This is a genomic window from Pseudidiomarina aestuarii (assembly GCF_003987355.1).
Lineage (GTDB): Bacteria > Pseudomonadota > Gammaproteobacteria > Enterobacterales > Alteromonadaceae > Pseudidiomarina > Pseudidiomarina aestuarii.
Genome location: NZ_PIPR01000002.1, coordinates 213,079 through 225,994 on the forward strand (window position 1 = coordinate 213,079; position 12,916 = coordinate 225,994).

The 12,916-nt window shown below is 48.6% G+C and carries 14 protein-coding genes; 10 read left to right on the forward strand and 4 right to left on the reverse strand.

The genetic code is table 11. The annotated features are described in order from the left end of the window. Positions 1 to 19: 19 nt before the first annotated feature. Positions 20 to 211: a DUF2970 domain-containing protein gene (locus CWE22_RS09820; protein ID WP_169931292.1), complete on the reverse strand. Its 192-nt coding sequence runs from the start codon at positions 209 to 211 to the stop codon at positions 20 to 22. A gap of 21 nt (positions 212 to 232) precedes the next feature. Further along, positions 233 to 532: a hypothetical protein gene (locus CWE22_RS09825; RefSeq protein WP_169931294.1), complete on the reverse strand. Its 300-nt coding sequence runs from the start codon at positions 530 to 532 to the stop codon at positions 233 to 235. 182 nt (positions 533 to 714) lie between these two features. Here CWE22_RS09825 and rpe point away from each other — a divergent pair, with 182 nt between their 5' ends. From rpe to CWE22_RS09870, 9 genes are all read left to right on the forward strand, one after another. Then, entirely contained in the window at positions 715 to 1,398 is a 684-nt protein-coding gene (gene rpe, locus CWE22_RS09830) for a ribulose-phosphate 3-epimerase (protein WP_169931296.1), read from the forward strand. 23 nt (positions 1,399 to 1,421) lie between these two features. After that, positions 1,422 to 2,426 carry a tryptophan--tRNA ligase gene (gene trpS, locus CWE22_RS09835; RefSeq protein ID WP_169931298.1) on the forward strand — a complete coding sequence of 335 codons (1,005 nt, stop codon included), beginning with the start codon at positions 1,422 to 1,424 and terminating at the stop codon, positions 2,424 to 2,426. A 106-nt stretch (positions 2,427 to 2,532) separates the two neighbouring features. Then, a complete protein-coding gene (locus CWE22_RS09840; RefSeq protein ID WP_169931300.1) occupies positions 2,533 to 4,782 on the forward strand; it encodes a sensor domain-containing phosphodiesterase in 2,250 nt (749 codons plus the stop codon). A gap of 67 nt (positions 4,783 to 4,849) precedes the next feature. After that, complete coding sequence (locus CWE22_RS09845) at positions 4,850 to 5,449, forward strand: anthranilate synthase component II (RefSeq protein WP_169931301.1); 600 nt, start codon at positions 4,850 to 4,852, stop codon at positions 5,447 to 5,449. 276 nt (positions 5,450 to 5,725) lie between these two features. Then, entirely contained in the window at positions 5,726 to 6,928 is a 1,203-nt protein-coding gene (locus CWE22_RS09850) for an aspartate aminotransferase family protein (protein ID WP_169931365.1), read from the forward strand. Positions 6,929 to 6,956: 28 nt separating this feature from the next. Next, positions 6,957 to 7,970 carry an arginine N-succinyltransferase gene (gene astA / locus CWE22_RS09855; RefSeq protein ID WP_169931302.1) on the forward strand — a complete coding sequence of 338 codons (1,014 nt, stop codon included), beginning with the start codon at positions 6,957 to 6,959 and terminating at the stop codon, positions 7,968 to 7,970. Between the two features lie 44 nt (positions 7,971 to 8,014). Continuing rightward, positions 8,015 to 9,484 carry a succinylglutamate-semialdehyde dehydrogenase gene (astD, locus tag CWE22_RS09860; RefSeq protein ID WP_169931303.1) on the forward strand — a complete coding sequence of 490 codons (1,470 nt, stop codon included), beginning with the start codon at positions 8,015 to 8,017 and terminating at the stop codon, positions 9,482 to 9,484. Between the two features lie 31 nt (positions 9,485 to 9,515). Beyond that, positions 9,516 to 9,923, forward strand: coding sequence for an OsmC family protein (locus tag CWE22_RS09865; protein ID WP_169931366.1), 408 nt, complete (start codon positions 9,516 to 9,518; stop codon positions 9,921 to 9,923). Positions 9,924 to 9,931: 8 nt separating this feature from the next. Next, complete coding sequence (locus CWE22_RS09870) at positions 9,932 to 10,774, forward strand: 23S rRNA (adenine(2030)-N(6))-methyltransferase RlmJ (protein ID WP_169931304.1); 843 nt, start codon at positions 9,932 to 9,934, stop codon at positions 10,772 to 10,774. An 87-nt stretch (positions 10,775 to 10,861) separates the two neighbouring features. On the opposite strand, the gene CWE22_RS09875 is transcribed toward CWE22_RS09870, so the two are convergent. Continuing rightward, positions 10,862 to 11,755 carry a phosphoribulokinase gene (locus CWE22_RS09875; RefSeq protein WP_169931305.1) on the reverse strand — a complete coding sequence of 298 codons (894 nt, stop codon included), beginning with the start codon at positions 11,753 to 11,755 and terminating at the stop codon, positions 10,862 to 10,864. A gap of 50 nt (positions 11,756 to 11,805) precedes the next feature. Further along, positions 11,806 to 12,039 carry a SlyX family protein gene (locus CWE22_RS09880; protein WP_169931306.1) on the reverse strand — a complete coding sequence of 78 codons (234 nt, stop codon included), beginning with the start codon at positions 12,037 to 12,039 and terminating at the stop codon, positions 11,806 to 11,808. A gap of 86 nt (positions 12,040 to 12,125) precedes the next feature. On the opposite strand from CWE22_RS09880, the gene CWE22_RS09885 reads away from it, so the two are divergent. Next, positions 12,126 to 12,914, forward strand: a complete 789-nt coding sequence (locus CWE22_RS09885; protein WP_169931307.1) for an FKBP-type peptidyl-prolyl cis-trans isomerase — start codon at positions 12,126 to 12,128, stop codon at positions 12,912 to 12,914. Positions 12,915 to 12,916: the final 2 nt, after the last annotated feature.

The following is a 12,916-nucleotide window of genomic DNA, read 5'->3' on the forward strand; positions in this document are numbered from 1 at the left end:
GTGTTACCTAGCTTCGTGCTTAAGCGGGTAGCACCCAGTTCACGATTAAGAGTAATGAGACGACGAACAGAATAATAAAAATGATACCGACCGTGATGTAAACGGCGGGGTTACCATTGGTAAAGTCACGTTGACGATTTTGTTCGGTTTGGACACCAAATAAGGCAGCGAGCACGCTCAATAAAATACTGAGAGGGCCTGGCTTACTCATTCAGTACTTACTCATTAATAACTAGCGAACTTTCTTCGGAGCGAAATCGCGTTTGGTTTCAGAATTGCCAAACAGTAATTCGAATAAGTCGAGGAAGTGAAATTGTGTTGAACGGCTTTGTCCCGAGAACCAACTTTTCCAAGTGACTTCTTTTTCGAGAGCTGTGCATTCTTCGTAGGCTTGCTTTTGCTCGGTGTTTTTCAACAGCTCATCGCATTGCTGCGTGACATTATTGGCGCGGGCTTGCCACGACGGAGACAGCATCGACCCCAGCAGGATCATGCCGCAAACCACCAATATTGACGCTAAACGTGAAGTCATTGAAATAACCTTGTTTAATAATTGCTCATAATGTAGCAGGCAAATGCCTATTTTGCCAAGTATCTTGGCGTATTTTTTTGACTGCCAAGCGCGTTATCCTCTGGTACACTATGGCGCATGAATAAACACAGCCGGCCCTTGCCCACAGCCCGCGTGGCTGAGGCAAGTATGAGGATACTAAAGTGACTGATTTTTTAATCGCCCCCTCCATTTTATCTGCAGACTTTGCGCGACTTGGCGCAGAAGTTGATGCTGTCTTAGAGGCTGGTGCTGATGTCGTCCATTTTGATGTTATGGATAATCACTTTGTTCCGAATCTGACGATAGGTCCTATGGTGTGCTCGGCTCTACGCAAGTACGGTGTTACCGCGCCTATCGATGTGCATTTAATGGTACAACCCGTCGATCGTATTATCGGTGATTTTGCGGAAGCGGGGGCGTCGATCATTACTTTTCATCCAGAGGCTTCAACACATATTGACCGGTCGTTGGAATTGATTCGTGCTGCAGGGTGCCAATCTGGGCTAGTGTTTAATCCGGCAACGCCGTTGCATTACCTCGATTACGTCATGGATAAAGTGGACGTCATATTGTTGATGTCAGTCAACCCAGGTTTTGGTGGGCAACAGTTTATTCCAACCACCCTCGATAAACTTAAAGAAGCACGGCAGCGCATCACCGCGAGCGGTCGCCCCATTCGATTAGAAATTGATGGTGGCATTAAGGTGGATAATATTGCCTCTGTGGCAGCCGCTGGAGCAGATATGTTTGTTGCAGGTTCAGCTATTTTTAATCAGTCAGACTATCGAACTGTTATCGAGGCAATGCGCGCCGAACTTGCCACAGTTACAAAATCATCTAATTAATTTTTTCATTCAGGAAGTCAATCATGTCTAAACCCATTGTTCTCAGTGGCTGTCAGCCATCCGGTCAATTGTCCATCGGTAACTATATCGGTGCACTACGCCAGTGGGTGAAAATGCAGAGTACTCATGATTGCCTCTTCATGCTGGTCGACCTTCACGCGATCACCGTCCGTCAAGAGCCAGAGCAATTGCGCAATGCTACCCTCGACGGTCTCGCCTTGTATATGGCATGTGGCTTGGATCCAGAGCAGAGCACTATCTTCGTGCAGTCGCATGTTCCACAGCACGCCGAGCTAGCTTGGATCTTGAATTGTTATACGCAAATGGGTGAATTGAATCGGATGACTCAGTTCAAAGACAAGTCTGACCGTCATGCCCATAACGTCAATGCTGGCTTGTTTACCTATCCTGCACTCATGGCTGCCGATATTCTGTTATATCAAGCGAATGAAGTACCCGTGGGTAACGACCAAAAGCAGCATCTTGAATTGACTCGTGATGTTGCGACGCGCTTTAACAATATTTATGGCGACATATTTACCGTACCCGAGCCGTTTATTCCTGAGGTGGGTGCGCGTGTGATGAGCTTGCAAGATCCGACGAAAAAAATGTCCAAGTCTGACGATAATGAAAATAACTACATTGGTTTGTTAGAAGATCCGAAGAAGATAACCAAAAAATTGAAGCGGGCTGTCACGGATTCCGATGAGCAGGCACGCATCTATTTTGATACTGAAGAAAAACCAGGTGTCTCTAACTTACTGTCGATTTTGTCAGCAGCTACTGGGACTTCCATTGCCGACTTAGTTCCGCAATACGAAGACAAAATGTACGGTCATTTGAAAACCGATACGGCCGCAGCAGTTGTGGCAATGTTGGAGCCAATTCAACAGCGTTACCAAGAGTATCGGAATAACTTAGATTATTTGCAGCAGGTAATGAGAAAAGGTGCCGATGCTGCGTCGGAACGAGCAGCGCAGACGTTACGGCAGGTCTATGACGCAGTCGGTTTTGTGCCGCGCCCATAAGGCCTTCAGAGCACATAAATAAGTGTTCGCTTCGAAAAATCTTTATGCTATTTTGCTTATATAAAATGTCATATATCGACGTACTTCTATCATGAAGGCTTGGTGAATGAGTGAATCGGATTCGAGCATGGCGGAGAACCGCCGGTTAGCAGCATTACGTGCAACTAAATTGCTCGATACGCCCAACGAAGCGCGGTTTGATCGCTGGGTTCAATTAGCGCGCCAAACATTTGATGTTCCCATCGCGCTGGTTTCATTCGTCGATGCTGATAGACAGTGGTTCAAGGCAAAAAGTGGCTTAAGCGTGCAGGAAACTCCGCGTAGTCTGTCGTTTTGTAGTCATGCTATTCAGCAGCGCGATATCATGGTGGTCGAAGACGCCACGCAAGATGCGCGTTTCAAAGATAATCGGTTTGTACATGATGACCCCGGTATTCGTTTTTACGCCGGTGCTCCGCTGCAAACGCCAAACGGCGAGCAAGTCGGAACCTTGTGCATTCTCGATACCCGAGTGCGACAGCTTACAGAGAGCCAACTCACTACGCTCCGGGCACTCGGTGATGCTGTGCAAGCAGAAATGAACTTGCGTGCGTACCAAAGTGCTGCCGAAGACCTCATTCAACAACAATCTGAAACCAGCGAGACCAATCAGCGACTGCAGGAGCGCGAACAGCGACTTTCCTCTATTTATGATTTGGCTCCGGTTGGCATATCGATTTGCAATGCTGACGGACAGTTAATCGAAGCAAACCATGCAGCTGAGGCAATTCTTAATCAAAGCATGGAAGCGTTGACGCATCGCCAAATTGATGACCCAGATTGGCGGATCTTCGATGAACGTGGCTTCATTCTTGCTCCGCAAGATTTTGCTTCATCACGGGCGTTACGGGAACGGCGTCCGGTCACCAACCAAATCATGAAGTTAGAGCAGGGTGCTTATTCGGTATGGTTGTCAGTCAGCGCATCACCGTTGCCAGACGGCGGTGCGATTATTGTTTATTCGGATATCTCTGACTTAAAGCAGCAACAAGATCGCATTCGTTATTTAGCCGCGCACGACCAATTGACTGGGCTCTGCAATCGCTCTGAATTTATGCATGAGCTCGACGGACGAATTGCGGTAGCGAGAAACACGGACCAAACGTTGTCTGTGATCACTTTCGATATTAATCACTTCAAAGAAATCAATGAGTCCGCTGGACACGCCATAGGCGACCAATTATTGCTGGAAGTTGCGAAGCGTCTGCAGCGACATGTGCGTAGCCGTGATTTGATAGCGCGAATTGGTGGTGATGAATTTGCGATTATCACTTTCCATCATGAAGCCGAAATTGAGGCGTTGATTGAGCGATTGTTGGCGCAACTGAGTCAGGCCTATGAAATTCAGTCCGCTGAATTTCGTATCAACATTAGTGCTGGTGTGGCAACCTTACCGCGGCACTCCGACAGTGCTGATGTGTTGCTGCGCCGCGCGGATATGGCGATGTTCCATGCGAAGACTATGGATCTCCCGTACTGCCGCTATCACGAAGCATTGAATAACTTTTATTTACGTCGAATTGCCCTAGTGGAAGGTTTGGAGTATGCCATCCGCACGTCAGCATTACGGACCTACTTACAGCCGCAGTTGAACATTCAAACGGGTCAGTTAGTTGGCGCAGAAGTATTGTTGCGTTGGCAAGATCCTGATTTTGGTTGGGTTAGTCCGGCTGAGTTTATTCCTCTTGCCGAAGAGCGCGGTTTGATATGTCGCATCACGCAATATGTGATTCGAAACGTGCTGCAACAACTGCAGATCTGGCGTGAAGAAGGTCTGGAAATGTGCGGTCGGGTTGGCATCAACATCTCTATTCGCGACCTAGAGCAACCGCAGTTTGTCGAAGAATTACTGGAGCAAGTAGCGACGTCGGGTTGTCATCCGAAACAACTCGAGTTGGAGATAACCGAAACCGCTTTTATGCGCGATCCTGAGGTGGCACTGGCAACCCTAACCAAGCTCCACGAAGCAGGTTTTTCACTAGCAATTGATGACTTCGGCATCGGCCACTCCGTATTGAATTACTTAAAACAAATTCAAGCCGATGTGCTCAAAATCGACATCAGCTTCACGCGTGAATTACTGACCAGCGCTGCTGATAAAGCAATAATTCAGACCATTATCGCTACTGCGAATATTTTTGGGATGAAGACTTTAGCTGAGGGTGTTGAATCTGCGGAGCAAGCGCAAGAACTTCGCCGCTTGGGTTGTGATTACGCGCAAGGTTATTGGTATGGTGAGCCGCAACCTATCGCTGATTTCGAAGCGAACTGGTTGCGTGATGGCCGCGCCGCTGGTTGCGAGACTTCTAACTCGTAAGCTTAGCAACGACACGCCAATCAATGCTAGGATGCGGCGATTCCAGTCGATACGTTAGAGTAAATTTATGTTGCTGATGATCGATAATTACGACTCTTTCACACACAACGTCGTACGTTATTTCCGTGAGCTGAAAGCGGAAGTCAAAGTTATTCGTAACGACGAACTGACACTAGCAGGAATCGAGGAGCTTCCGCTCAGCGGTATCGTCATTTCACCGGGTCCGTGTACGCCCAATGAAGCCGGTATTTCACTCGCAGTCATTGAACACTTTGCTGGGAAACTTCCTATTCTGGGGGTATGTCTTGGGCATCAAGCCATTGGCCAAGTTTTTGGCGCCAAAGTGGTGCGAGCAAACGCAGTCATGCATGGTAAAACGTCGAGTGTCGAGCACACTCAAACAGGCCTGTTTCACAATCTACCGAATCCTTTCACAGTCGCTCGCTACCATTCACTGCTGTTAGCCAGCGACAGTATTCCCGATACTTTGGTCGTTGATGCTTGGACTACTGCAAGCTCAGGTGAACGCGAAGTGATGGCGATACGGCATCGCGATCTACCCATCTGGGGCGTCCAGTATCATCCTGAAGCCATCCAAACCGAGCATGGCCACCAACTACTAGCCAACTGGCTCAACCTCAAAGCGAAAAGCGTTACTAGCTATTAGCTACTCGTTACTAGAAGAGCGCAGATCTGTGTTTTCGAGTAACCAGTAGCTAATAGCCAATAGCGCTCTTTTTTAACTGTTAACTATTCACTATTCACTGGCTTTTCCGCATATTCATGCAGCCCTTGTGCAAAACCAACTAACTCCCCGTGATAGCTTGATTTTTCTACGCTGTAGCGACGACAGCGAGCAAAAAATCTGCGATAATAGACGCACTTTTAAAGCCGAATTCATCTTTGAATACCCACAGCGAGAGGGAGTTTTATGACACAGAATATGACTGTAACCCGTGCGACCTTTGATGAGGTCATGGTACCAAACTACAATCCAGCAAAAATGGTTCCAGTGAAAGGCGAAGGCTCGCGTGTGTGGGATCAAGAAGGTCGTGAATATATCGATTTTGCTGGTGGTATTGCGGTGAACTGTTTAGGTCATTGCCATCCAGCTATGGTCAAGGCGTTGACTGAACAAGGCAATAAGTTATGGCACTTAAGTAACGTGTTTACGAATGAGCCTGCTATACGGTTGGCAAAAAAGCTTACAGAGTCGACCTTTGCAGACCGCGTTTACTTCGCTAACTCGGGTGCAGAAGCGAACGAAGCCGCGCTGAAATTAGCGCGCCGTTGGGCTTTGGACAAGTTTGGGCCAGAAAAAGACCAAATCATTGCGTTTACCAAAGGATTCCATGGGCGGACGTTCTTTACCGTTACCGTAGGTGGCCAACCTGCTTATTCTGATGGTTTCGGGCCGAAACCTGGTGGCATAGAGCACGTTGCGTACAACGATTTAGCAGCACTTGAGAAGCAGATGTCTGATCGCACCTGTGCGATCATGATGGAGCCATTGCAAGGTGAAGGCGGCGTGATTAGCCCTGATGCTGACTTCGTAAAAGGCGTACGTGAGTTGTGTGATAAGCACAATGCACTCTTGATTTTTGATGAAGTGCAAACCGGATTTGGTCGCACAGGTAGCCTGTATGCATACCAACAATTGGGTATTACTCCTGATATTTTGGCGTCTGCCAAATCATTGGGAGGCGGTTTCCCAATTGGCGCGATGCTTACGACAAAAGCCATTGCCGAGCATTTAAAACCAGGCACTCACGGCAGTACTTATGGCGGTAACCCGCTGGCATGCGCTGTGGCTGAAGCTGTGTACGACGTTGTGAATACTGACGAAGTATTACAAGGCGTCAAACATCGCGAAAAAATCTTCAAGCAGAAGCTCGCCGAAATCAATGCCAAGTACAACGTCTTTAAAGACATTCGTGGCCAAGGCATGTTGCTGGGCGCGGAGCTTGCTGACCAATACGAAGGCAAAGCACGCGACTTTCTAAACGCCGGTGGTGAAGAGGGTGTGATGGTGTTGGTCGCAGGACCAAGCGTGATTCGTTTCACTCCATCGTTGGTCATTCCAGAAGCAGATATTAACGAAGGTCTTGCTCGATTCGAACGCGCTATCGCGAAAGTTGTTGGTTAAGCTAGCCCAGCGCTAGCGGAGACACATTATGTTAGTGGTTCGTCCTATTACGCCGCAAGATTATGCGGCGTTATACACATGTGCGGTAGAATCAGGACATGGCTTTACTTCACTGCCTGTTGACGAGAGGCTGTTGCGGCGTCGCATTGCGAGAGCGCAAGAGGCGTTCGCGCGTGAACAGGTCAGTGAGCCTGGTGAAGAAGGGTATTTGTTCGTCATGGAAGATACTGCAACTGGCGAGATTGTCGGTTGCAGCGGCATTGAGGCGGCAGTCGGTTTGACCGATGCTTTTTATCATTATCGGCTGGGTAAAGTGATTCATCATTCGAAAGAACTTGATGTCTACAACGCACTCGAAACGCTGACTTTATGCAATGACTACACGGGTGTGAGTGAACTCTGCACGCTATTTCTGCGTGAGCCCTATCGCAAAAATATGAATGGCCGGGTGTTATCGCGGTTTCGCATGTTGTTTATGGCGGAGTTTAGAAAACGTTTCAGTCAATTTGCGATTGCTGAAATGCGCGGTGTATCCGATGCCGACGGCCAATCGCCATTCTGGGGTTGGTTACAGAAGCACTTCTTCTCGATGGACTTTACCCAAGCCGACTATCTTACCGGTATTGGCGAAAAGACTTTCGTAGCCGAATTGATGCCGCGGTATCCTATTTACGTCAAGCTATTAGACGAGGCGGCCCAAGCCGTGATTGGTAAAGTTCACGAGAACACCAGACCAGCGCTGCGGATGCTCGAGAATGAAGGTTTTCGATTCCGTGGTTATGTCGATATTTTTGACGCAGGTCCAACCGTGGAAGTGGAAGTAGAAAATATTCGTAGCGTGCGCGACAGCCGCCGTCTGCCGGTAAAAATTGGCGTAGTTACTGACGGTCAGGCTTACATTGTGTGTAACACACGAGTTGCCGATTTTCGAGCCGCTCAAGCCCGTATTCATGTGCGCGACGACCATATTGTTATCGATGCGGAAAGTGCCGCCGGACTGCGCTTGAAAGCAGATGATGCAGTTCGTATCGTAGCTCTTTAATTCAGCAATTGAAGGGCGCCTCACAGTTGCAACTGGAGAACAGAATGTCTGAACAGAATTTATTTATTAACGGCGAATGGGTTGCCGGTGCAGGTGATTCATTCAAATCGATCGACCCAGCCCGCGACGAAGTGGTTTGGGAAGGCAAGGCCGCGACTGAAGAACAGGTCGAGCGAGCTATTTATGCAGCCCGTGAGGCTTTTGTCGCGTGGGCAGACAAAGACTTTTCAGAGCGTCTCGCTATCTGTCAAAAGTTTGCCGAGTTACTCGAAGCCAATAAACAAGAGTTAGCACTCACTATCGCTCAAGAAACAGGCAAGCCAGTATGGGAAACACTCACTGAAGTGGGTGCCATGATCGGTAAAGTTGCCATTTCAGAGCGAGCATATCATGAGCGCACGGGAACGGTTGAGAACCCGATGCCCGGTGCCAAAGCATTTATTCGGCATAAGCCGCATGGTGTAGTTGCTGTGTACGGGCCATATAACTTCCCGGGGCATTTGCCGAACGGTCATATCGTGCCGTCACTCTTAGCCGGTAATACAGTGGTGTTTAAGCCGAGCGAAATGACTCCGAAAGTTGCCGAGTTTACGGTGAAATTGTGGCAGCAAGCTGGCTTGCCGAATGGCGTTCTGAATTTAGTTCAAGGTTTGGTAGAAACCGGCAAAGCGCTGTCTGCACATCCACAAATTGATGGCCTGTTCTTCACGGGTTCATCATCGACTGGACATGTGCTGCATAAGCAATTTGGCGGCCGTCCTGATAAAATCCTGGCGTTAGAGATGGGTGGTAACAACCCATTGCTCGTTCATGACGTGAGCGATATCGATGCCGCTGTGCATGACATCGTACAGTCTGCTTTCATTACCTCTGGGCAGCGCTGTACCTGTGCCCGCCGCTTGTTCATCCAAAAGGGTGAGCGAGGCGATGCCATTCTGCAACGCCTCTTGGAAGTGACCAAGGCAATTGAAATTGGTGATTATCAGGCAGAACCGCAACCTTTTATGGGTGCGATGATTTCAGCCAAGGCGGCGCGAGACATGGTCAGTGCGCAAAACGACTTGATTGATGCCGGCGCCAAAGTCTTACTGCGAATGGAGCAAAAGGACCATCATCTTGGCTTCGTCACACCGGGAATCTTGGACGTAACTAACGTTGAGAAGATGCCGGATATCGAACATTTTGGTCCACTTTTGAAAGTGTACCGGTACTCAGATTTTGACGCGGCTATTGTCGAAGCGAACAATACGAGTTTCGGTCTATCGGCCGGAATTTTGTGTGATAGTGAAGACACTTATAGGTACTTCTTTAAACGCATTCGCGCAGGTATTGTGAATTGGAATAAGCCCATTACCGGTGCCAGCAGTGCTGCACCATTCGGTGGCATTGGTGCCAGCGGCAATCATCGTGCCAGCGCCTATTATGCAGCGGATTATTGTGCATACCCTGTGGCGTCCGTTGAAGCCGAGCGTTCAACATTGCCAGAGAAGTTTGCGCCCGGTCTAAAGTTTTAGTCGAACGAGGGAAATGACGATGGCAGCAGCAATGCATGCGCAAGTGAAATGGATACAAGGCATGGAGTTTTCCGCAGAGTCGGGCTCTGGCCATACCGTGCGAATGGATGGTGATAAAGCTACTGCTGCGAGTCCAATGGAGCTGGTGCTCATGGCTGCTGGTGGCTGCTCATCTGTTGATGTGGTGTCGATACTCGAAAAAACTCGTCAGCAAGTGACGGCTGTGCGCTGTGACGTGGATGGCAAGCGTGCCGATGCTACGCCTGCAGTGTTCACAGATATTCATTTGCACTTTGTGGTGACCGGCACGGATATTGCCGAGAAGCATGTGGAGCGAGCGGTGCAATTGAGTGCAGAGAAATATTGCTCGGTCGCGAAAATGTTGGAAGTTTCAGTCAATGTGACGCATAGCTTCAGTATTGAAGCGGCAACTGAGTAACGGGCTCTATGAACTATCGCCATAGCTATCATGCAGGCAACTTTGCTGATGTTTTGAAACATGCGTTGCAATGGGTGTGTTTAGACTACTTGACGCAAAAGGATAAACCGATGTTTGTGTTGGATACCCACGCAGGCATCGGTATGTATGATTTGACCGGAGAGCAAGCTCAGAAAACTGCAGAGTGGGAACAAGGTATTGGCCGCTTGCTACAAGCGTCTCAGGTGCCCGAAGCGTTAGCAGGTTATGTTGCCGCAGTGCGCTCATTAAATGACGGTGATAGCATGCGCTGGTACCCCGGCTCACCATGGCTCACACAAGCACATTTGCGCGAGCAAGATCAACTGACATTGTCTGAATTGCACCCGTTGGATGCGATGGAACTTGCGGTCAACTTTCGCCGTCAGCGTCAGGTCAAAGTGCTGCAGCAAGAAAATGGTTACGCAGCAATGAAGGCGCTGTTACCACCCCCGCAAAAGCGCGGAATGGTATTGATTGACCCACCCTTTGAGCAACGTGATGAGTTCGACCAAGTCATCAATGCCTTGCAAGCGGCACTGAAGCGCTGGAGTACGGGTACCTACGCAGTGTGGTATCCCATCAAAGATCCGCTCACCATCGGCGAGTTTCATCAACGCGTCTTAGCGTTGCCACAAGCTGACAAAGTGTATGCGGTTGATTTACTGATCCGTGAGCCGCTCGACAACACCAAGCTGAATGGGTGCGGCATGCTGTTTATCAATCCTCCGTACGGACTGACCCAACAAGCCCCGGCTTTACTTGAGTTCCTGCGTCCATTGTTAGCTCAGGACCGCGGCGCTCAAGCACAAACCCAATGGCTAACTGACTAAAAGCGTTATTGGTGACTAGCTACTGGCTATTCGCAGAGCGAGATCTGTCTTTTCTAGTATCAAGTAGCCAATAGCTATTCGCATTTTTTAGCGGCAGATCCAGTCGAGTTCGCCGCCGTGACGCTTTTTCGACATCAGATCGTCAATCAGCGGTGCCAGGATCAGTTCCATCGCAAACACCATTTTTCCACCCGGTACGACTAGCGTATTCATGCGCGACATGAATGAACCATCAATCATCTGCAAGTAATACGGGAAGTCGACGTGGCGCATGCCGCGGAAGCGAATAACTACGAAGCTCTCGTCTAATGAAGGAATATCTTTCGCGCTAAATGGGTTTGAGGTATCCACGGTTGGAACACGCTGAAAGTTTATGTGTGTACGTGAGAATTGCGGAACAATATGGTGAATATAGTCTTCCATACTGCGCACGATGCTTTGCGTCACGGCTTCGCGGGAGTGACCGCGTTCCGAAGTATCGCGCATCAACTTTTGAATCCACTCTAAGTTGACGATCGGCACCATGCCAATTAATAAGTCGACATATTGTGCAACGTCATAGTCGTCGCCCGTTACTCCGCCATGTAAGCCTTCATAGAAGAGTAAATCGGTATCGCTGGGTAAGTCTTCCCAGGGGGTAAATGTACCCGGCATCTGATGGTATGGAACGGCATCATCAAAGTTATGCAAGTAACGGCGTGTTTGACCCATGCCGGTTTCGCTGTACTCGCGGAATAAGGATTCCAGTCGATTAAAGTTATTTGCTTCCGGACCAAAATAACTAATGTGCTTGCCTTGCTCTTGAGCTTTCCGAATCGCCAATTCCATTTCTGGACGCGAATACCGATGAAAGCTGTCACCCTCAACGAATGCAGCGTGCAAATTTTGCGTGCGAAAAATGTGTCGCAGTGCCTGACTGGTCGTCGTTGTACCTGCTCCAGATGAGCCTGTAACAGCGATGATTGGATGTGTTTGCGACATGAATCCTCCGAAAAGTGGACTACATGTTATACGGGCTCAGTCGCTTTTGATCAATAGTGGGGTGGAATCTCCGCGGCAGGGTCTTGTGGGTCATCATTACCACGTTCTTGAATTTGCTGAAATTTATCTATCAGCAATGCCATTTTACGCTGCAACATTTGCAACTCATCGTTGTGACTGGTGACAAGTTGATTCAATGAGGCAATTTCATCCTCTTGAAACGCTAACTGACTTTCCAGTTGTGTAAGTCTCTCGTTAAACTCGTCTTCTTTTTGAGCTGCCATAGGCAAACACCCTTCTTTATGTGTAGTATAGTGACCGCAGCGAATTACAACCTACTCTCATACAGAATTCAATGATGGAGATGTACATGAAGCAATTAGTAAAGCCATTTGTTCTGACTGCTTTAGCAGTGGCAATTGTTGGCTGTAGTAAACCAGAACCTTATCCAGTTAGCGAAGTAGAACCGACCGAAGAGCGTGACCGCATGGCTTATGCGTTGGGTTCGTCTGTAGGAACTTTTGTCGCGACTAATTTAACGAACCAAGAAGAAGCTGAATTTGTTTTAGATCGTCAGTTGGTTATTGCAGGTTTTGTCGACTCATTGAAAGCTGAATCAAAAATCAGCCAAGAAGATGCCGAAGCGCTGTTGACGCAAATGCAAGAAATGGTTGTCGAGCAACGTCAGCAAGTGATTGGCGGCAAAGCGCAAGCCGAAGGCGAAGCCTACCTTGCTGAAAACGCGAAAAAAGAAGGCGTGATGGTCACTGAATCAGGCCTGCAATATGAAGTCATCAGTGCTGCGCCAGACGATGCTCCAAAGCCAGTAGCAACCGACATTGTCGAAGTTCACTACGAAGGCACGCTGATTGATGGCGAAGTATTTGATAGCTCATTCGAGCGCGGCGAACCTGCTGTTTTCCCACTGAATCGTGTGATTGCGGGCTGGACCGAGGGCGTTCAGTTGATGGGTGTTGGCTCCAAATATCGCTTCGTTATCCCAGCGAACTTAGCTTATGGTGAGCGTGAAGTTGGTGGTGGCATGATTCCACCAAACTCAACACTCATTTTTGAAGTTGAGTTGTTAGACATTGTTGAGCAAGAAGAAGCTGAAATGCCAGCTGCCGAAGTTCAACCGGAAGAATCTACTGGTAACTAAAC

Excerpts from the sequence above, each read along its gene's own strand:
- CWE22_RS09880 (WP_169931306.1), bottom strand. The coding sequence starts at position 12,039 with ATGGCAGCTCAAAAAGAAGACGAGTTTAACGAGAGACTTACACAACTG.
- CWE22_RS09840 (WP_169931300.1), top strand. The coding sequence starts at position 2,533 with ATGAGTGAATCGGATTCGAGCATGGCGGAGAACCGCCGGTTAGCAGCA.
- CWE22_RS09870 (WP_169931304.1), top strand. The coding sequence starts at position 9,932 with ATGAACTATCGCCATAGCTATCATGCAGGCAACTTTGCTGATGTTTTG.
- CWE22_RS09865 (WP_169931366.1), top strand. The coding sequence starts at position 9,516 with ATGCATGCGCAAGTGAAATGGATACAAGGCATGGAGTTTTCCGCAGAG.
- CWE22_RS09850 (WP_169931365.1), top strand. The coding sequence starts at position 5,726 with ATGACTGTAACCCGTGCGACCTTTGATGAGGTCATGGTACCAAACTAC.
- CWE22_RS09885 (WP_169931307.1), top strand. The coding sequence starts at position 12,126 with ATGAAGCAATTAGTAAAGCCATTTGTTCTGACTGCTTTAGCAGTGGCA.
- astD (WP_169931303.1), top strand. The coding sequence starts at position 8,015 with ATGTCTGAACAGAATTTATTTATTAACGGCGAATGGGTTGCCGGTGCA.
- CWE22_RS09875 (WP_169931305.1), bottom strand. The coding sequence starts at position 11,755 with ATGTCGCAAACACATCCAATCATCGCTGTTACAGGCTCATCTGGAGCA.
- CWE22_RS09820 (WP_169931292.1), bottom strand. The coding sequence starts at position 211 with ATGAGTAAGCCAGGCCCTCTCAGTATTTTATTGAGCGTGCTCGCTGCC.
- trpS (WP_169931298.1), top strand. The coding sequence starts at position 1,422 with ATGTCTAAACCCATTGTTCTCAGTGGCTGTCAGCCATCCGGTCAATTG.
- astA (WP_169931302.1), top strand. The coding sequence starts at position 6,957 with ATGTTAGTGGTTCGTCCTATTACGCCGCAAGATTATGCGGCGTTATAC.
- CWE22_RS09845 (WP_169931301.1), top strand. The coding sequence starts at position 4,850 with ATGTTGCTGATGATCGATAATTACGACTCTTTCACACACAACGTCGTA.
- CWE22_RS09825 (WP_169931294.1), bottom strand. The coding sequence starts at position 532 with ATGACTTCACGTTTAGCGTCAATATTGGTGGTTTGCGGCATGATCCTG.